Source organism: Klebsiella sp. RHBSTW-00215 (assembly GCF_014103785.1).
Taxonomy (GTDB): Bacteria; Pseudomonadota; Gammaproteobacteria; order Enterobacterales; family Enterobacteriaceae; genus Klebsiella.
Map to the genome: position 1 here is coordinate 1,018,478 of NZ_JABXQS010000001.1, position 18,453 is coordinate 1,036,930.

The 18,453-nt window shown below is 55.2% G+C and carries 17 protein-coding genes; 6 read left to right on the plus strand and 11 right to left on the minus strand.

Annotation, left to right across the window (positions count from 1 at the left end; genetic code table 11):
• Window positions 1-3: 3 nt before the first annotated feature.
• The 4 genes from livG to livK are packed head-to-tail and all read right to left on the minus strand — an operon-like array spanning window position 4 to window position 4,135.
• Window positions 4-771, minus strand: coding sequence for a high-affinity branched-chain amino acid ABC transporter ATP-binding protein LivG (livG, locus tag HV127_RS04990; protein ID WP_110274907.1), 768 nt, complete (start codon window positions 769-771; stop codon window positions 4-6).
• A complete protein-coding gene (locus HV127_RS04995; protein WP_182235162.1) occupies window positions 768-2,045 on the minus strand; it encodes a high-affinity branched-chain amino acid ABC transporter permease LivM in 1,278 nt (425 codons plus the stop codon). The genes livG and HV127_RS04995 overlap by 4 nt, the downstream gene beginning before the upstream one ends.
• Window positions 2,042-2,968, minus strand: coding sequence for a high-affinity branched-chain amino acid ABC transporter permease LivH (livH, locus tag HV127_RS05000; protein WP_110274905.1), 927 nt, complete (start codon window positions 2,966-2,968; stop codon window positions 2,042-2,044). Before livH ends, HV127_RS04995 begins: the two co-directional genes overlap by 4 nt.
• A 57-nt stretch (window positions 2,969-3,025) precedes the next feature.
• Window positions 3,026-4,135, minus strand: coding sequence for a high-affinity branched-chain amino acid ABC transporter substrate-binding protein LivK (gene livK, locus HV127_RS05005; protein WP_182235163.1), 1,110 nt, complete (start codon window positions 4,133-4,135; stop codon window positions 3,026-3,028).
• Between the two features lie 421 nt (window positions 4,136-4,556).
• Between livK and panM the strand changes: the two genes are divergently transcribed.
• Window positions 4,557-4,940, plus strand: a complete 384-nt coding sequence (panM, locus tag HV127_RS05010; RefSeq protein WP_182235164.1) for an aspartate 1-decarboxylase autocleavage activator PanM — start codon at window positions 4,557-4,559, stop codon at window positions 4,938-4,940.
• A gap of 231 nt (window positions 4,941-5,171) precedes the next feature.
• Here panM and HV127_RS05015 read toward each other — a convergent pair whose 3' ends face one another.
• Together HV127_RS05015 and HV127_RS05020 are read right to left on the minus strand one after the other, a co-directional pair.
• Complete coding sequence (locus HV127_RS05015) at window positions 5,172-6,275, minus strand: branched-chain amino acid ABC transporter substrate-binding protein (protein ID WP_182235165.1); 1,104 nt, start codon at window positions 6,273-6,275, stop codon at window positions 5,172-5,174.
• Between the two features lie 317 nt (window positions 6,276-6,592).
• Complete coding sequence (locus HV127_RS05020; protein WP_182235166.1) at window positions 6,593-7,858, minus strand: 4-aminobutyrate--2-oxoglutarate transaminase; 1,266 nt, start codon at window positions 7,856-7,858, stop codon at window positions 6,593-6,595.
• A 118-nt stretch (window positions 7,859-7,976) separates the two neighbouring features.
• Here HV127_RS05020 and HV127_RS05025 point away from each other — a divergent pair, with 118 nt between their 5' ends.
• Window positions 7,977-9,491, plus strand: a complete 1,515-nt coding sequence (locus tag HV127_RS05025; protein ID WP_182235167.1) for a PLP-dependent aminotransferase family protein — start codon at window positions 7,977-7,979, stop codon at window positions 9,489-9,491.
• 34 nt (window positions 9,492-9,525) lie between these two features.
• Here the strand turns inward: HV127_RS05025 and rpoH are convergent, their stop codons facing one another.
• The 4 genes from rpoH to ftsY all read right to left on the minus strand — a co-directional run bounded on the left by rpoH (window position 9,526) and on the right by ftsY (window position 13,906).
• Window positions 9,526-10,380 carry an RNA polymerase sigma factor RpoH gene (gene rpoH, locus HV127_RS05030; protein WP_004106554.1) on the minus strand — a complete coding sequence of 285 codons (855 nt, stop codon included), beginning with the start codon at window positions 10,378-10,380 and terminating at the stop codon, window positions 9,526-9,528.
• A gap of 256 nt (window positions 10,381-10,636) precedes the next feature.
• The gene (gene ftsX, locus HV127_RS05035; RefSeq protein ID WP_182235168.1) at window positions 10,637-11,695 is read right to left on the minus strand and encodes a permease-like cell division protein FtsX; all 1,059 of its coding nucleotides are present in this window, start codon (window positions 11,693-11,695) and stop codon (window positions 10,637-10,639) included.
• Window positions 11,688-12,356, minus strand: a complete 669-nt coding sequence (gene ftsE, locus HV127_RS05040) for a cell division ATP-binding protein FtsE (RefSeq protein ID WP_142513353.1) — start codon at window positions 12,354-12,356, stop codon at window positions 11,688-11,690. Before ftsE ends, ftsX begins: the two co-directional genes overlap by 8 nt.
• Before the next feature lie 2 nt (window positions 12,357-12,358).
• Window positions 12,359-13,906: a signal recognition particle-docking protein FtsY gene (gene ftsY / locus HV127_RS05045; protein WP_182235169.1), complete on the minus strand. Its 1,548-nt coding sequence runs from the start codon at window positions 13,904-13,906 to the stop codon at window positions 12,359-12,361.
• Window positions 13,907-14,099: 193 nt separating this feature from the next.
• On the opposite strand from ftsY, the gene rsmD reads away from it, so the two are divergent.
• Window positions 14,100-14,696, plus strand: a complete 597-nt coding sequence (gene rsmD / locus HV127_RS05050) for a 16S rRNA (guanine(966)-N(2))-methyltransferase (RefSeq protein WP_110274895.1) — start codon at window positions 14,100-14,102, stop codon at window positions 14,694-14,696.
• Entirely contained in the window at window positions 14,686-14,964 is a 279-nt protein-coding gene (locus HV127_RS05055) for a DUF1145 family protein (RefSeq protein WP_110274894.1), read from the plus strand. Before rsmD ends, HV127_RS05055 begins: the two co-directional genes overlap by 11 nt.
• A gap of 14 nt (window positions 14,965-14,978) precedes the next feature.
• On the opposite strand, the gene HV127_RS05060 is transcribed toward HV127_RS05055, so the two are convergent.
• On the minus strand, window positions 14,979-15,338 hold the full coding sequence (locus HV127_RS05060; RefSeq protein ID WP_182235170.1) for a DUF2500 domain-containing protein: 360 nt from the start codon (window positions 15,336-15,338) through the stop codon (window positions 14,979-14,981).
• Between the two features lie 130 nt (window positions 15,339-15,468).
• Between HV127_RS05060 and HV127_RS05065 the strand changes: the two genes are divergently transcribed.
• Complete coding sequence (locus tag HV127_RS05065; protein ID WP_139539048.1) at window positions 15,469-16,095, plus strand: lysoplasmalogenase; 627 nt, start codon at window positions 15,469-15,471, stop codon at window positions 16,093-16,095.
• 78 nt (window positions 16,096-16,173) lie between these two features.
• On the plus strand, window positions 16,174-18,378 hold the full coding sequence (gene zntA / locus HV127_RS05070; RefSeq protein WP_182235171.1) for a Zn(II)/Cd(II)/Pb(II) translocating P-type ATPase ZntA: 2,205 nt from the start codon (window positions 16,174-16,176) through the stop codon (window positions 18,376-18,378).
• Window positions 18,379-18,453 lie beyond the last annotated feature (75 nt).

Genomic DNA, 18,453 nt, shown 5'->3' on the forward strand with positions numbered 1-18,453 from the left:
CCATTATGCTTCACCTAAATAGGCGCGGATCACGTCCGGGTTATTGCGGATCTCTTCCGGCGTACCGTTGGCCAGCGGCGTGCCCTGGTTTACCACGTAAATACGGTCGGAAATGCCCATCACCAGCTTCATATCGTGCTCAATCAGCAGGATAGTGGTGTTGTGATGGTTGCGCAGCTCGACGATCAGTTCGTCCAGCTCTTTGGTTTCTTTCGGGTTCAACCCTGCCGCCGGTTCGTCGAGCATCAGGATTTCCGGCTGGGTCACCATACAGCGGGCGATCTCCAGACGACGCTGGTCGCCATAGGCCAGGTTGCTGGCCTGACGGTTAGCGTGCTCAAGCAGGCCGATACGCTCAAGCCAGGTGGCGGCGCGATCGAGCGCTTCGCTCTGCGCACGACGGAAAGATGGCGTTTTCAGCAGACCAGAGAAGACGCCGGTTTTCAGTTGCTGATGTTGCGCCACCAGCAGGTTTTCAATCACCGTCATTTCGCGGAACAGGCGCACGTGCTGGAAAGTACGCACCACGCCCATACGGGCAATCTGCTGGCCCGGCAACCCTTCGAGATGCTGGTCGCGTAGCATAATGCTACCGCCGGTCGGTTTATAGAAACCGGTCAGGCAGTTAAATACCGTCGTTTTGCCGGCACCGTTAGGGCCGATAAGCGACACAATTTCCCGCTCGCGCAGCTCCAGCGACACGTTGTTGACCGCCAATAGGCCGCCAAAACGCATCATCAGACCGTTTACGGACAATAATGGCTGACTCATGCCTGCTCTCCTTTCGCTTGACCGTTTTTCAGCTTCAGCTGCGGACGGGTCATCGGCAGAAGGCCCTGCGGACGCCAGATCATCATCAGTACCATTAACGCACCCAGCATCAACATGCTGTATTCATTGAAATCACGCATCAGCTCGCGCGATACCACCAACAGAACTGCCGCCAGGATCACCGCAAACTGCGAACCCATCCCGCCCAGCACCACAATCGCCAGCACAAAGGCAGATTCGGCGAAGGTAAAGGATTCCGGGCTGACGAAGCCCTGACGCGCGGCGAACAGGGTTCCGGCAAAACCGGCAAACGCGGCGCTGATGGTAAAGGCGGTCAGCTTGATGCGCGTCGGGTTGAGGCCCAACGAACGACAGGCGATTTCATCTTCACGCAGCGCTTCCCATGCGCGGCCCAGCGGCATACGCAGCAGGCGGTTGATAACAAACAGCGAGAAGACCACCAACAGCAGGGCGACCAGATAGAGGAAAATCACCCGGTCGCCAGGGTCGTATTTCATACCAAAGAAGTTGCTGAAAGTGTCCCAGCCGCCTTCGCGAGCGCTGCGGCTAAACTCAAGGCCAAAGAGGGTTGGTTTTGGGATCTGGCTGATACCGTTCGGGCCACCGGTTATCTCAGTATTGTTGAGCAGCAGGATACGCACGATTTCGCCGAAACCGAGGGTCACAATCGCCAGATAATCGCCGCGCAGACGCAGTACCGGGAAGCCAAGCAGGAAACCCGCAGCCGCTGAAACCAGCCCCGCCAGCGGCAGGCAGGTCCAGAATCCCAGACCGTAATAGTGATTCAGCAGCGCGAAGGTGTAAGCGCCGATGGCATAGAAACCACCGTAGCCCAGCACCAGCAGGCCGGAAAGCCCCACTACCACGTTAAGGCCCAGGCCGAGGATGATATAAATCATCGTCAGCGTGGCGATATCCACCGTCCCGCGCGACACCATAAACGGCCACACCACGGCGATAACCAGCAGCGCAATCAGGAACAGTTTCTGCTTAACCGTCGAACCATCGATAGCCGGCAGAATAAACTTCGGCCCGGAGACGTTTTTCATGGTTTTCTGAAAAACAGGACGCAGTAGCTGGAAGAGGAAGACGACCGCGGTGCCGATAAAAATCCACTGCCAGCGGATATCCGCGGCGGTATCCACCACCAGCTTGGTGCCGTCCAGCTCCAGCTGCACGCCCATAAAAACGCCAGCCAGAATAAAGAACATCACCGCAGACAACAGCGCCATCGCAAAATGCATCGGTTTCATACTTTCTCTACCTCCGGGCGGCCCAGAATGCCGGTCGGCATCACCAGCAGCACCACAATCAGCAAGGCAAAGGAGACGACATCTTTATATTCCGTGCTGAGATAGGCAGAGGAAAGCGCTTCAGCGATACCCAAAATCAGACCGCCAATCATCGCTCCTGGAATACTGCCGATGCCACCCAGAACCGCAGCGGTAAAGGCTTTCATCCCGGCCATAAAGCCGATATAGGGGTTGATAACACCGTAGAACTGACCGAGCAACACACCCGCGACCGCCGCCATTGCAGCGCCGATCACAAAGGTCAGCGCGATCACGCGGTCGGTGTTAATCCCCAGCAGGCTGGCCATTTTGAGGTCTTCAGCACAGGCGCGACAGGCACGGCCCATGCGGGAATAGCGGATAAACACCGTCAGCGCCAGCATGGCGATAAAGGTTACGACCCAGATAACGGCCTGCATGGTGGTGATGGTAGCAGAGAAGTTTTCGCTGCTGCCTACCGTCCACTGGCCGTTAAACAGACTCGGCAGCGCGACATCGCGCGAACCTTCCGTCAGGCTGACGTAGTTTTGCAGGAAAATGGACATCCCGATGGCGGAGATCAGCGCAATCAGGCGCTTGGAGCTGCGAACGGGTCGATAGGCCACCCGTTCGATACTCCAGCCGTAGGCGCTGGCAATCACAATCGCCCCCACGAATCCGGCAGCGACCAGCAGCCAGCTGGTATCAATGCCCATCATCATCAGGGCGGCAATGATCATGAAGGAGACATAGCTGCCAATCATGTAAACCTCGCCGTGGGCGAAGTTAATCATGCCGATAATGCCGTACACCATGGTATAGCCGATGGCGATCAGCGCGTAGGTACTGCCCAGCGTGACGCCGTTAAACATCTGCTGCAGAAAATAGAGAAACTGCTCGGACATAAGGTAACCTTTTTCTACCGCCCGACGCGCGGGCGGTGGGATAACTTGTCTTATGGCTTATTTCGCGAGGGTGGATGACCCGTCCGCATGCCACTGGAAGACACCAAACTCAAATCCCTTCAAATCGCCTTTTTCGTCCCAATTCAGCGGCCCAATCACGGTTTTCGCACCGTGAGCTTTCAGATCTTTGATTAAATCCAGCGGCTCCTGGCTGCTGGCTCTGTCCATCGCCTGCGCCAGAGACTGCACGGCGGCGTAGGTGATCCAGACATACGGACCGCTTGGATCTTTCTTCTCAGCTTTGAGCGCGTCAACGATAGCGCTGTTCGCCGGATCCTGGTCATAGCGTTTTGGCATCGTGACCAGCATGCCTTCCGCCGCGTCGCCTGCAATATTCGACAGTGATGCGTTACCCACACCTTCCGGCCCCATAAACACGGTTTTCAGGCCGACGGATCGTGCCTGGCGCAGCATCTGGCCCATTTCCGGGTAGTAGCCGCCGTAGTAAACAAAGTCGATATTGTCTTTCTTCAGGCGCGCCAGCAGCGCGGAGAAGTCTTTTTCACCGGCGGTAATACCGTCAAAGAAGACAATGTTCGCGCCGCCTTTTTTCAGGCTATCCTGGACAGAACGCGCCAGGCCTTCACCGTATTGCTGCTTGTCATGAATAATAGCAATACGCTGCGGTTTGACGGTTTCCATGATGTATTTAGCAGCGGTCGGCCCCTGAGAAGAGTCCAGACCCGCGGTACGCATAATGTACTGGTAGCCGCGCTGAGTCAGTTCCGGGTTGGTCGCCCCCGGAGAGATCATCAGAATGCCTTCGTCTTCATAGATATCTGATGCGGGCTGAGTTGAGGAGGAGCAGAGGTGACCAATAACATACTGGATGCCGTCGTTAATGATTTTGTTGGCAACCGCAACGGCCTGTTTCGGGTCACAGGCATCGTCATATTCCACGCCAACCAGCTTATCGCCCTTAATGCCGCCCTGGGCATTAATGTCTTTAATCGCCTGGCGTGCGCCGTTGAACTCCATATCGCCCCACTGGGCTACCGGGCCAGACATCGCACCGACAACAGCGACTTTAATATCCTTGGCCATTACCGCATGGGACATCGCCAGTGCGACGAATCCCGCGATAATTGTTTTCGCGTTCCTTTTCATGCTGCAGAACCCCGTTCGTGATGTGATGTAAATATTTTGTATTTTTATGGTTAAAAAGCATTCTGTGCTTTTATTAAACAACGCTACTTTTACCATTATCTTTAATGGTTTAGCGCAGTTTTTTGCCTAAATCCAGATTAAAATCTCTATTTTTCAGGCGATTAAGCAAAGATAATATTCTGTATTTGCGGGAAGATAAACAAAAAAAGTCCAGTAAACAGCATAAAATAACGATACATAAGGCGGAATAAAACGCTACATATTAGGTTAAAATTCTGCTTATTTTTCGATCCATGATGAATTGCGCTACCCTGCTCCATCCAGGAAAACGAATCACCTGATGAATGCGCAAAAAACAGCGCTCCGCCTGACAGTGAATTTGGATACACTGACGCATCCGTTTTAACTGGACTCACCGCGCATGAAACTGACCATTATTCGTTTACAACACTTCAGCGATCAGGACCGCATCGACTTAGCGAAAATCTGGCCGTCGCAGGATCTGGCAGCATTAACCTTAGATGATCGCCAGCGCATTTATGCCGCCCGTTTTAACGAGCGCCTGCTGGGTGCGGTTCGCGTAACGCTGAGCGGCGTCGCGGGCGAGTTAAGCGCGCTGTGCGTGCGTGAAGTGACCCGCCGTCGCGGCGTCGGGCAATATTTAGTCGAGGAAGTCTTGCGGGATAACCCGGAAATCAGCAGCTGGCGGGTTGAGGATGCTGGCGTGGAAGACCGCGGCGTGATGGCGGCGTTTATGCATACGCTGGGATTTAGCGCGCAGACGGGCGGTTGGGAAAAACGCTGAAAGTAGCCCGGACAGGCGCGACCAAACACTAAAAAAGGCAACTTGCGTTGCCTTTTTACTTCTACCTTTGCCCTCGCCTATACGAAGACGCAAGGAGCCACTGATTTAACCAAGAATTTCGCGTTGCAGAAAGGCGGCAAGAACCGAAATCCCCGGGAGCTTACATCAGTAAGCGACCGGGGTTGAGGGACGCAGCCAACGTATCTGCGGCGCGAAAGGCGCAGGTTAAATTTATTTGGCGTCGGTCGCGGTACCGTTAGCATGCCAGGTAAACACGCCGAACTCGAAGCCTTTCAGATCGCCCTTCTCGTTCCAGGAAAGCGGCCCCATAACGGTTTCGACCGTCGCCCCCTTCAGATACTTAGCAATTTCAGCCGGATCGTCTGACTGATTCAGGCCCGCTTCCAGCGATTGCAGCGCGGCATAGGTGGTCCACACGAACGCGCCGCTCGGATCCTGTTTTTTAGCTTTGATCGCGTCTACGATCGGTTTGTTCGCCGGAACCTGGTCGTAGTTCTTCGGCTTGGTGACCAGCATACCTTCCGCCGAAGCGCCAGCGATGTTAGACAGCGAAACGTTCGCTACCCCTTCTGGACCCATAAACTGGGTTTTCAGGCCAGCGGCGCGGGACTGACGCAGGATCTGCCCCATCTCCGGGTGATAGCCGCCGTAATAGACAAAGTCGATATTTTCTTTCTTCAGACGCGCAACCAGGGTGGAGAAATCTTTCTCACCGGCGGTGATACCGTCAAAGAACACCACGTTAGCGCCGCCTTTCTTCAGGTTATCCTGCACCGCACGCGCCAGGCCTTCACCATACTGCTGCTTATCATGAACAATCGCGATACGCTGCGGTTTCACCTGGTCCAGAATATATTTTGCGGCAGTCGGACCCTGGTCAGAATCGAGGCCAGTGGTACGCAGAATCAAGTGATAGCCACGAGCAGTCAGTTCCGGTGCGGTTGCCGCTGGAGTGATCATCAGCACGCCTTCATCTTCATAGATATCAGACGCCGGCTGAGTGGAAGAGGAGCACAGGTGACCGATAACGTATTTAATGCCGTCGTTGATCACTTTGTTGGCCACGGCAACTGCCTGTTTCGGGTCACAGGCGTCGTCGTATTTTACCATTTGCAGCTTATTGCCTTTGATGCCGCCTTTGGCATTGATATCCGCAATTGCCTGCTCTGCCCCAGTAAATTCCTGGTCGCCATACTGCGCTACCGGGCCAGACATCGCGCCAACAACGGCAACTTTAATGTCTTCAGCCATTGCCGCACTGCTCATGATCAAGGCAATACATCCTGCCAGTAACGCTTTACCCTTCATATTCATCCTGAGGCTCCCCATTATTATGGTTTTTTGCATTTGTTGTGATGTTGTTTATTAGCGCATTATTCTAATTAGACACATAAGAAAAGCATATGACAGTTAGATTAGGGTCTGCTGCCTGCGCTTTTGCAGCACACTATGCTAAACATACCGTCATTCAGGAGAATTGGAAACGATAAAATTGCGGGTTATGTAACAGATAAGTGACAAATAAAAATCTGCGCCAAAAGAAAACGTCACGGGCTAAACGATAGACGGGATGTATATAACGCGTAGGGATAATAAGTCTGCGGCAGCATCAACCGCCGCAGAGTGTAGGATTAGTTCTTCAGTATGCGGGCCAAAATATCCAGCGCCTTAGTAAACTGCGCATCCGGAATGGTTAACGGATAGAGGAAGCGAATAACGTTACCGTAAACACCGCAGCTCAGCAGCAGCAGACCGTTTTCCTGGGCTTTTTGCTGGATCTGACGAGTGATTTCCGCCGATGGCTCGCCGGTTTGCGGATCGTTAAATTCTACCGCTACCATTGACCCCTGACCGCGAACATCAGCAATGGCCGGGCAGTTCTGACGCGCCTGATTTAGCACCTCTTTCAGATGACTACCCAGCTGTTCAGCACGCTGACACAGCTGCTCTTCTTCAATGACATCAAGTACCGCGTGCGCCGCCGCCACCGCCAGCGGGTTCCCGGCGTAGGTGCCACCGAGGCCGCCAGGTGCCGGAGCATCCATCACTTCGGCACGACCCACCACCCCGGAAAGCGGGAAGCCACCGGCGAGGCTTTTGGCCATCGTCATCAGGTCAGGCTTCACATCATAGTGCTGCATCGCAAACAGCTTGCCGGTACGCGCAAAGCCGGTTTGTACTTCATCAGCAATCAGCAAAATGCCGTGGGTATCGCACAGCGTGCGCAATGCCTGCATGAAGTCAGACGGTGCAACATTAAAGCCGCCTTCTCCCTGAATCGGCTCCAGCACAATCGCCGCGACCTGGTCTGCTGCAATATCGGCTTTGAAAATGCGCTCAAGGCTTTTCATCGCGTCGGCGGTAGTAATACCGTGAGCGGCGTTTGGGTAGACGGCGTGATAAACCGAGCCTGGGAACGGGCCAAAGCCAATCTTATAGGGGGCCACTTTGCCGGTCAGCGCCATGGTCATAAAGGTACGGCCGTGGAAACCGCCGCCAAAGGTGATCAACCCCGGACGTCGGGTATAAGCGCGAGCAATCTTCACCGCGTTTTCAACAGCTTCCGCACCGGTGGTAAAGAACGCGGTTTTCGCCGGGCCATCAATCGGCGCCAGGTCGTTAATGCGTTCAGCCAGGGTGACATAGCTCTCATATGGGACAATCTGATAAGCGGTATGGGTAAATGCCTGTAGTTGCTGTTCAACTGCGGCAACCACTTTTGGATGGCGATGACCGGTGTTCAGCACCGCAATACCGGCGGCAAAATCAATCACCTCATTGCCTTCAAGATCCCACAACGTAGCGTTCTCTGCTTTCTCAACAAAGTAGCTGCACATTACCCCTACGCCGCGCGGAGTCGCCTGCTGGCGACGCTGATTCAGTTCTGAACTTTTCACCCGAGAATCTCCTGTCATGTGTGTCACGCTATCGCAACAAATTCGAAACTATGTCGTTTATTTACACAGGATTTGGCTCTACAATCGAGTACCAATTCAGATTATCTGAGGGATCCAATTGCGCTCGCTCGTCGCAGACCTGGTACTGGTCAGATTGCAGGAAGAAGCAGACCCACTCCTGCATAAACGTCTTTATAAGGCGATTCGCCGCTCAATTCTGGACGGTTCTCTGCCGCCTCATAGTCGCCTGCCCCCCTCACGAGACCTGGCCGGGGAATTACGAATATCACGCAACACAATTTTAACAGTTTACGAACAACTGCTTGCGGAGGGATATGTCGTTTCCCGCCGCGGTAGCGGGACGTTTGTGGCAAAAACGCTGCCTGATATGTTCCCTTCCGCAAGCAGCGCCAATGAAAACAGCGCCATGCCTGCGACAACAGCGTATATCTCCCGACGCGGTCAGCATCTACTGAGTCACGTTAGCGCCAGCCCTCGTCAATGGGGAGCTTTTATCCCTGGCGTTCCGGACGTCAACGCCTTCCCCCACCCGCTATTCAGTAAAATTCAGGCGCGTATCAGCCGCCGCCCGAAACCGGAACAACTTAGCTATAGCTGCAATGGCGGCACGCCCGAACTGCAACATGCGCTGGTGGACTACTTAAGAGTAGCGCGCGGCGTGCAGTGTCAGGCAGATCAGATTCTTATTACTGAAGGGATCCACCAGGCCATCGACCTGGTCACCCGTATGCTTTGTGACAACGGGGATCTTGCCTGGGTCGAAGAACCGTCTTATTGGGGCATTCGCCACGTGCTGGCGATGAATGAAGTACGAGCAGAACCGATTACCGTTGATGCCAATGGCCTGTGTCCGCCCGACACCATCGCCGAAGCACCAAGGCTTATCTTCGTCACGCCATCCCATCAGTATCCGCTGGGCGCGGTAATGAGCCTCGAGCGCCGACAACGGCTACTGGCACTAGCCCATCAGCACGGAAGCTGGATTGTGGAGGATGACTACGACAGCGAGTTTCGCTTTTCCGGTCAGCCGATACCGGCTCTTCAGGGCCTGGCCCCCGAAGCGCCGGTGGTCTACATCGGCACGTTCAGTAAGACGCTCTATCCGGGACTGCGGCTAGGCTATGTGGTGCTTCCCCGACCGCTGACGGCTGAACTCAAAAACGCCCATGCCGAACTGTATCGCGGTGGTCACTCGCTGATCCAGCTGGCGCTGGCGGAGTTTATCAACGCCGGTCATTACTCGGCGCATATTCGCCGTATGCGCCTGCTGTACAGCCGCCGCCGCATCTTTTTGACCGAGCTGATTCAGCAATACTGCGGCCCGCACGCACTATCAGATTTTAGCGATAATGCCGGACTGCATCTGATTCTGAATTTGCCGGATGAGGCGGATGACGTGGCGATTGCTCAGGACGCGAACAAGCACAATATTCTCGTGCGCCCGCTATCTCGCTACTACCTGACGGCACAACGTAAGAAAGGGTTATTGATGGGTTTTGCTTCCCAGCCTGAAGCGCAGATGGAACCGGCGTTCAATATTTTGCTGGAGTGCTTACGGATGTACTGTCCGCAGGCGCTGGCGGGGGCTAAAAAACAAAACGCCCCAACGTAATGTGGGGCGTTATCGGGGGGCGCTGGCGTTCAGATTAGGCTTCGATAGCCGCGCGCAGTTTTTTCATGGCGTTCTTTTCAAGCTGACGTACACGTTCAGCCGAAACGCCGTAACGATCTGCCAGTTCCTGCAGCGTGGACTTGTTATCTTCGTCCAGCCAGCGGGCGCGGATAATATCCTGGCTACGCTCGTCGAGTCCCTGCATCGCGTCGGTCAGCTTATTCGCCGCCTGCTCTTCCCAGTTATCGTCTTCAATGCCGTCGGCAAAGTTAGACGTTTTATCCTGCAGATAGAGCACCGGTGCCATCGGCTGGCTATCGGACTCATCATCCGACGACATATCGAAGGTCATGTCCTGCGCTGCCATACGTGACTCCATCTCACGCACGTCTTTGCTCGACACGCCCAGCTCACGGGCAACCATTTCCACTTCATCCTGGTTGAACCAGCCCAGACGCTGCTTAGTTTTACGCAGGTTAAAGAACAGCTTACGCTGCGCTTTAGTGGTCGCGACTTTCACGATACGCCAGTTACGCAGCACGTATTCGTGAATTTCCGCTTTGATCCAGTGCACGGCGAAAGAAACCAGGCGCACGCCCACTTCTGGGTTAAAACGGCGCACGGCTTTCATCAGGCCGATATTACCTTCCTGAATCAAATCCGCCTGCGGCAGGCCATAGCCCGAGTAATTACGAGCAATATGAACAACAAAGCGCAGGTGAGACAGGATCAGCTTTTTCGCTGCTTCCAGATCGCCCTGGTAATGCAGCTTTTCAGCAAGCTCCCGCTCTTCATCAGCCGATAACATCGGCCAAGTGTTCGCAGCCCGGATGTACGATTCCAGGTTACCAACGGGGGCTAAGGCTAAAGTTTGCATATCTTTGGTCATTCAAATCCTCTCAATCGATATCTTCTGACATCATTCTGTCCTCACAACGGAGCAACAAACATGCCAGCATTGATGAGCAACGAGAATATCACTCACATTAGTATCAGACAGTGATTTTATCCACAAGTTCCATGCAATGATGTGAATAGATTACGCACAAAATGTGACATGGAGATGAACTAAAGGGAAGAGCCGACAGGGACTCTTTCCCTGCAGAGAGACATTCAGTGCAGGGAAAGATTATACCAGATTTTTATTACTCGGGAGTAAAGTGACGTAAATGTTGAACGGTTGCCAGCCAGGCCGCAACCCAACCAATCATTGAACAAACCAGCAGCATCAGCAGGCATTCATCGAAGCCTAAACCACTGAGCTCGAACTGAGTACCGAACACTTTCGCCACTTCGGTGACCGCCGACGACAGGCGCATCACCATAATTTCTGACAGAATCAACGACAAAAATGCGCCGGAGAAACCTAACAGCGCGCCGCCGTACAGGAACGGACGCAGAATAAAGCCATCGGTCGCGCCGATAAGTTTCTGCACGTTGATAGTATCGCGACGGGCAAAGATGCTTAAACGCACACTGTTGCCGATAACCAGGAATACCGCCGCGATCATCAGCACACCGATCATCGCCGAAACGCGCCCGACCAGTCCGGTCAACGACGAGAGCCGCGCAAACCAGCTGTCATCCATACGCACTTCATCAACGCCCTGAACATGACTCACCCGGTCACGCAGCGTATTCAGCGCCTCAACGCTCTGGAAATCAATCTTCGGCACCACAATCGCGACCGCCGGCAGCGGGTTTTCTTCCAGCATATCCAGCGCGCCGCCAAAACCCGACCAGTTACGGAACTCGCCAAGGGCTTCATCGCGCGACAGGTAGTTTACCTTTTCCACGCCCTGCTCGGCTTGTAGCTGACCAACGACCCGGGCGGCTGCATCGTCATCCAGCGTTTTTTCCAGATAGACGGTAATTTGCGGCGTCGGATAATACTGCGTCGCGGCGGTGCTGACGTTTTTGTACACCATGTAGCACACGCTCGGTAGCGTCAGTGAAATGGCGATCACCATTACCGTCAGGAAAGTCGCCAGCGGTGTGCTTTTCAGATCCTGAAGCGCACCGTTCCAGGCGTAGCGCACCTGTTCATTAAACACGTTGCTCTTACGGGAAGCCGGATTCGGTGTCGCTTTTGGCCGTTTTGACGAATTGCGCCCGCCGCTACCGCCTGCGCCCGTCGTGTTGCGAAAACGATCGAATCGATTACCGAACCGGCGAATGTGGTTCATTGCCTCACGTTTATTCACCGATGCGGCCTCCATGCATATGCCCGTCGCTGAGGGACAGGACGCGGTACGGACGGCTGGAGATAAGCCCCAGGGCATGCGTTGCCATCAGAACCGTCACCCCAACGCGGTTAAACTCTTCAAACAGACGTAAAATCCCTTCCGACAGCGCTTCGTCGAGGTTACCCGTCGGTTCATCAGCCAACAGCACCGCAGGCTTGTTCACCACCGCGCGGGCAATACCCACACGCTGCTGCTCACCACCCGAAAGCTGAATGGGAAGGTTTTTCGCTTTGTCCAGCAGGCCCACTTTATCCAGCGCCGCCGATACGCGACGACGAATGTCATCGCCGCTGGCACCCGCAATGATCAGCGGAATCGCCACGTTATCAAATACGGTCCTGTCCATCAGCAGGTGGTGATCCTGGAAAATCATACCGATTTGGCGGCGCAAAAACGGCACCTCACGGCTTTTGAGACGGCTAATATCGTGGCCGCCAAATAAGATTTTCCCGGCGCTGGGCCGTTCAATACCGCAGATAAGCTTCAGCAGGGTACTTTTCCCCGCGCCGGAATGGCCGGTCAGAAACGCCATCTCGCCTGACTGCAGGTGGAAATTGACCCCCTGCAGCGCTTGTCTCCCACCGAGATAGGCTTTGCTGACTTGTTCAAAGCGAATCATTCTTAATCCTCTCGGGCAAAAAGTGCCTCAATAAAGTCGCCCGCATTAAACGGACGCAGATCTTCAATACGTTCGCCAACACCGATATAGCGAATTGGAATACTGAACTGGTCAGCAACCGAGAAGATAACCCCGCCTTTGGCGGTACCATCCAGCTTAGTCAAGGTGATACCGGTCAGTCCAACCGCTTCATGGAACAGTTTGGCCTGGCTAATCGCGTTTTGCCCGGTGCTGGCGTCAATCGTCAGCATGACTTCATGCGGCGCATCGACATCCAGTTTTTTCATGACGCGGACAATCTTCTTCAGTTCTTCCATCAGGTGCGATTTATTCTGCAGGCGGCCTGCGGTATCGGCAATCAGGACGTCAACATTACGCGCCTTCGCCGCCTGGATGGCATCGAAAATAACCGATGCTGAGTCCGCACCGGTGTGCTGTGCAATCACTGGAATATTGTTACGCTGACCCCAAACCTGGAGCTGTTCAACGGCTGCCGCACGGAAGGTATCCCCTGCCGCCAGCATCACCGATTTACCCTGCTGCTCGAACTGACGCGCCAGCTTGCCGATGGTGGTGGTTTTACCGACGCCATTGACGCCGACCATCAGAATAACAAATGGCGTTTTGCCTTCAACGTTTAGCGGCTCGTCCACTTTAGCAAGAATATCGCCCATCTCTTCTTTCAGCAGGCCGTATAGCGCTTCCGCGTCGCGAAGCTGTTTACGGCTGGCGCCTTCGGTAAGATTCGCGATGATCTTACGGGTGGTCTCCACGCCTACATCGGCAATCAGCAGTTGCTCTTCCAACTCTTCAAACAGATCATCGTCGATTTTCTTGCCGCGGAACAAGCTGATAAATCCGGAACCGAGGTTCTGTTTGGTTTTTACCAGGCTACGTTTGAGGCGGGCGAAGAAGCCTTCTTTGGTCGGCTTTTCTTGCTCAAGCTGCGTGACGACGGTTTCATCCGGCACCACAATGGCATTTTCTGCCGCATCCGCTGCAGCCAGGGCCTGCGCTTCCAGCTCTTCGTCAGAAATTTCCGGCTCCGCGTCGTCTTCTATCGGTTCTTCAACCGTCAGCGCTTCAACGACCACGACTTCCGGTTCGGCAATCACCTCTTCCGGTATATTTTCAGCCACCACCGGCTCGGCAATGACGTCTTCAATCAGAGGCTCAACAGCCGCCTCTTCCGGCACCGGCTGTTCCACAATCTCCTCAACCACAACTTCAGGTTGATAAGCGACCGGTGGGACGATATTTTCTTCAGCAACCGGGGCTTCAACGACCGAATGCGGCTGCTCGTTTTCCACAACCTGCTCGGTTACCTCAACGATATCGGCAGCGAAGGCTTCCGCATCTTCTTTTACCGCAGCAGGCGCTTCAATCGTTTCAGGCGCCACAACCGCTTCCACTGGCGATTCAGCCGCCGGAGATTGCTCTTCAACCTCTTGCTGAGCTTCTACTTTTTGTTCTGTTTCTGTTCCCTGCGCCTGCTCTTTTTGTCCAAAGCCCAGCCAGGAAAAGAAGCCACGTTTCTTGTCTTTCGCCATTTGCGACTACACTCCTCGCTGTTTATTCATGGCACAGCTTCGGCATATCTGTCGCGGAAGCTGAAAAAATGATGAAATTAGTCGGATAGTCTACCACTTAACTTAACTCGCATCACCGCCCCCGGATTAAGGTTTCGTCAACCGCTATCGATCGTTAGAATAGCAGCCCGGAAGTTGAGACTTGAGCAAAAAAATGAAGAAACCAAACCACGCAGGCAGCGGCCAGATCCGCATTATCGGCGGGCAATGGCGAGGCCGCAAATTACCGGTGCCGGAGAGCCCGGGTCTGCGCCCGACAACCGACCGGGTTCGCGAAACGCTTTTTAACTGGCTATCACCCACCATCGTCGACGCAAAATGCCTCGACTGCTTCGCCGGTAGCGGCGCGCTGGGCCTTGAAGCTCTATCCCGCTACGCGGCGAACGCCACGCTGCTGGAAATGGAGCGCGGCGTCGCCCAACAGTTGCAAAAGAATCTGGCCACGCTGAAGGCCAGCAACGGTAAAGTCGTCAATACCAATACCTTAGCGTTTCTTGCTCAGACAGGTACGCCGCACGATATCGTGTTTGTCGATCCCCCTTTCCGTAAAGGGCTACTCGAAGAGACGCTGAAATTGCTGGAAAGCAACGGCTGGCTTAACGATGAAGCGCTAATCTACATTGAGAGTGAAGTCGAAAACGGCTTACCGCCGGTGCCTGCAAGCTGGCATCTGTATCGAGAGAAAGTGGCCGGACAGGTCGCCTACCGCCTTTACCAACATGAGGTCCAGGGAGAAAACCATGCTGATTAATTTTGGCCGCTTGCTGATGCTGTGCGTGTGGGCGTTTTTATTGCTGAATCTGTTTCAACCGTTCCCAAAGCCGCTGAATATCTTCGTTAACGTGGCGCTGATCTTTATGATCCTGATGCACGGTCTGCAGTTGACGCTGCTGAAGGCGACGCAGACGAAAGAGATGCCGCCGCTGGGGCGCTTCGAGCAGGTTCGGATTTTCGTCTTCGGCGTGTTCGAACTGGTCGCCTGGCAAAAGAAGCTCAAGGCGACCCTGAAGAAGAAGTAGTCATCAAATATGGCTCAGGGGTCCGGCGTAAACGCCATAAACTGCGAGCCCTTGTAGCTCAGCGTGCCTTTATCGCCGACGCTCAGCGCATGATACTGCGGTGCCTGCAGGCGAAAAACCACTTCCAGCCCGCCAGCTTCCGGCCTGAAGCTGGCCTCATAACGCATCTCGCTGCCGGCAGGCGTCACCGTCTGCTGGCGTGAGCGACGATCGTTAAGCACCTTCTCCTGCTTGTTGCTCACCACCACCCGCTTTTGTAACAGCGGCGCGGCTTCGTTCTCCATCTTTTCCCGACGCTGCTGCACATAACGATACGATGCGGCGACCACAATGACGGCAACGGCAACCATAAAAAAAAGCGGAACTTTACTCATTCACCTTGCCCCCAGGAATTATCAGGATTAAGAGTATTACATTGTCATCTTCCTCAGCAAACCACTACACTGAGATTCAGTACCGTAAGTACAATCACTTACTTAATGATAACAGATACAGGGACTTACTATGCTTTGGTCATTTATTGCTGTCTGTTTCTCCGCATGGCTTTACGTCGATGCATCTTATCGTGGACCCGCCTGGCGTCGTTGGGTGTTTAAGCCCGTCACGTTGATCCTGCTTCTGTTACTGGCCTGGCAAGCGCCGATGTTCAACGCCATCAGCTATCTGGTGCTGGCCGGTCTTTGCGCCTCGCTGGTTGGCGATGCGCTCACGTTGCTGCCTCGCCAGCGGGTGATGTACGCCGTGGGAGCGTTCTTTCTCTCGCATCTGCTCTACACCATTTGGTTTGCCAGCCAGCTAACGCTGTCGTTCTTCTGGCCGCTACCGTTGGTGCTGCTGATCCTCGGCGCTCTGCTGCTGGCAATTATCTGGACCCGACTGGAAGAGATGCGAATGCCAGTGTTTACCTTTATCGGCATGACGCTGGTGATGGTCTGGCTGGCCGGTGAGCTGTGGTTCGCCCGCCCAACCGATACCGCGCTGTCCGGTTTCGTTGGTGCGGCATTCCTGTTGCTGGGTAACGCTGTCTGGCTTATCAGCCATTATCGCCGTCGTTTCCGTGCCGATAACGCCATCTCCTCCGCGTTTTACTTCGCCGGGCACTTCCTGATCGTCCGCGCGCTTTATTTGTAATTAAGCGCTTGACTCTGGAGTCGACTCCAAAGTGTATCATTCGGGTAATGAGAAAATTATCATTACCCGGAGGGTCCTATGTTGACTCCAGAATCGCAGGATAAAAAAGTCCCACAATTCTCTTCATTAAAATTCGCGCCCGCTGCCCAGCCGCCTGAAAGCTGCTGCACGGACCACGCTTGTACCAATGAAACCATCGTCGAAAATGAAGTGCTGAATAACGCGCGCTATAGCTGGATCGTCGAGGGAATGGACTGCGCGGCCTGCGCCCGCAAGGTGGAAACTGCGGTTCGCCAGGTGCCAGGCGTCAGCCAGGTTCAGGTGCTGTTCGCTACTGAAAAACTGCTGGTCAATGCTGATGCCGATATTCGCCCGCAGGTCGAAAGCGCAGTGCGCGCCGCAGGTTACAAACTGCGTGATGAAAACGCGCCACAGCAAGAGGAAAAAACCTCGTGGCTGCGCGAGAATCTGGCGCTTATCACGCTGGTCGTGATGATGGTACTGAGCTGGGGGCTGGAGCAGTTCAACCATCCCTTTGGCGAACTGGCGTTCATCGCCACCACCCTCGTCGGCCTGTGGCCCGTCGCCCGTCAGGCGCTTCGCCTGATTAAAAGCGGAAGCTGGTTCGCCATTGAAACCCTGATGAGCGTCGCGGCCATTGGTGCGCTGTTTATCGGTGCGACCGCCGAAGCAGCGATGGTGCTGCTGCTGTTCTTAATTGGCGAACGTCTTGAGGGCTGGGCCGCCAGCCGCGCGCGTCAGGGGGTTAGCGCATTGATGGCGCTGAAACCCGACACCGCAATTCGCATTCGCGACGGCGTGCGCGAAACGGTTGCCCAGCGCGACCTGCGCCCTGGCGACGTGATTGAAGTCGCCGCCGGGGGCCGCCTGCCTGCTGATGGTCAGCTGTTGTCTCCTTTCGCCAGCTTTGAGGAGAGCGCTTTGACCGGTGAGTCCGTACCGGTAGAACGTAATGCTGGTGAACGGGTGGCGGCGGGCGCAACCAGCGTCGATCGTCTGGTCCAGTTAACGGTTATCTCAGAGCCGGGCGACAGCGCTATCGATCGCATCCTGAAGCTGATTGAAGAAGCGGAAGAGCGCCGGGCGCCAATTGAGCGTTTTATCGATCGCTTTAGCCGCATCTATACCCCGGCGATTATGGTCGTCGCTCTGCTGGTCGCCATCATGCCACCGCTGCTGTTTGCGAGTGAATGGATGCCGTGGATCTACAAAGGCTTAACGTTGCTGCTGATTGGCTGCCCGTGCGCGCTGGTGATTTCCACCCCGGCAGCGATTACCTCCGGGCTGGCAGTAGCGGCACGTCGCGGCGCGTTGATTAAAGGCGGCGCGGCGCTGGAGCAGTTAGGACGCGTGCGCCAGGTCGCGTTTGATAAAACCGGTACCCTGACCATCGGCCAGCCACGGGTCACCGCCGTTATCGCAACCGCCGAAATCGTTGAAAACGATCTGCTGGCGCTGGCCGCCGCCGTGGAACAAGGCTCCAGCCACCCATTAGCCCAAGCAGTGGTGCGGGAAGCAGAACAGCGCCAGCTCGCCATTCCGCTAGCCCACGCCCAGCGCGCGCTGGCTGGTTCCGGCATTGAGGCGGAAGTAGAAGGCCGTCGGGTGCTAATTTGCGCCGCCAGCAAAAATAGCGACCCGCAGTATGAGGAACGTATTCAGCAACTGGAAAGCGCCGGACAAACGGTGGTGCTGGTGATGCGCGATGAGGTACTGCTGGGGATTCTGGCACTGCGCGATACGTTGCGCGACGATGCTCGCCAGGCGGTCGATGAGCTACATCAACTGGGCGTTCAGGGGGTGATCCTTACCGGTGATAACCCGCGCGCGGCGGCGGCTATCGCCAGCGAGCTGGGGCTGGAATTTCGCGCCGGGCTGCTGCCTGCGGATAAAGTGCAGGCGGTCATGGAGCTCAACGCGGACGCGCCGCTGGCAATGGTCGGCGACGGTATCAACGATGCCCCGGCAATGAAAGCCGCGACTATAGGTATCGCTATGGGTAGCGGCACCGACGTCGCCCTGGAGACCGCAGACGCAGCGTTAACCCATAATCGCTTAACCGGGCTGGCGCAGATGATTTCGCTGGCCCGCGCCACCCACGCCAATATTCGGCAGAACATCGCCATCGCGCTGGGTCTGAAGGGGATCTTCCTCGTCACCACGTTACTCGGTCTGACCGGCCTGTGGCTGGCGGTGCTAGCGGATACCGGGGCGACGGTGCTGGTCACCGCCAACGCGTTGCGGTTGTTGCGTAAGAAGTAGTATCCACCCCGGGGGCGGCGCAGAGCGCCTTGCCCGGGCTACAGGCTGGTTTTTGTAGCCTGGACAGGTGCGCAG

Bases quoted from the DNA above. Each gene is read 5' to 3' on its own strand.
- livG (WP_110274907.1), bottom strand. From the start codon at position 771: ATGAGTCAGCCATTATTGTCCGTAAACGGTCTGATGATGCGTTTTGGC.
- HV127_RS04995 (WP_182235162.1), bottom strand. From the start codon at position 2,045: ATGAAACCGATGCATTTTGCGATGGCGCTGTTGTCTGCGGTGATGTTC.
- livH (WP_110274905.1), bottom strand. From the start codon at position 2,968: ATGTCCGAGCAGTTTCTCTATTTTCTGCAGCAGATGTTTAACGGCGTC.
- livK (WP_182235163.1), bottom strand. From the start codon at position 4,135: ATGAAAAGGAACGCGAAAACAATTATCGCGGGATTCGTCGCACTGGCG.
- panM (WP_182235164.1), top strand. From the start codon at position 4,557: ATGAAACTGACCATTATTCGTTTACAACACTTCAGCGATCAGGACCGC.
- HV127_RS05015 (WP_182235165.1), bottom strand. From the start codon at position 6,275: ATGAATATGAAGGGTAAAGCGTTACTGGCAGGATGTATTGCCTTGATC.
- rpoH (WP_004106554.1), bottom strand. From the start codon at position 10,380: ATGACCAAAGATATGCAAACTTTAGCCTTAGCCCCCGTTGGTAACCTG.
- ftsE (WP_142513353.1), bottom strand. From the start codon at position 12,356: ATGATTCGCTTTGAACAAGTCAGCAAAGCCTATCTCGGTGGGAGACAA.
- ftsY (WP_182235169.1), bottom strand. From the start codon at position 13,906: ATGGCGAAAGACAAGAAACGTGGCTTCTTTTCCTGGCTGGGCTTTGGA.
- rsmD (WP_110274895.1), top strand. From the start codon at position 14,100: ATGAAGAAACCAAACCACGCAGGCAGCGGCCAGATCCGCATTATCGGC.
- HV127_RS05055 (WP_110274894.1), top strand. From the start codon at position 14,686: ATGCTGATTAATTTTGGCCGCTTGCTGATGCTGTGCGTGTGGGCGTTT.
- HV127_RS05060 (WP_182235170.1), bottom strand. From the start codon at position 15,338: ATGAGTAAAGTTCCGCTTTTTTTTATGGTTGCCGTTGCCGTCATTGTG.
- HV127_RS05065 (WP_139539048.1), top strand. From the start codon at position 15,469: ATGCTTTGGTCATTTATTGCTGTCTGTTTCTCCGCATGGCTTTACGTC.
- zntA (WP_182235171.1), top strand. From the start codon at position 16,174: ATGTTGACTCCAGAATCGCAGGATAAAAAAGTCCCACAATTCTCTTCA.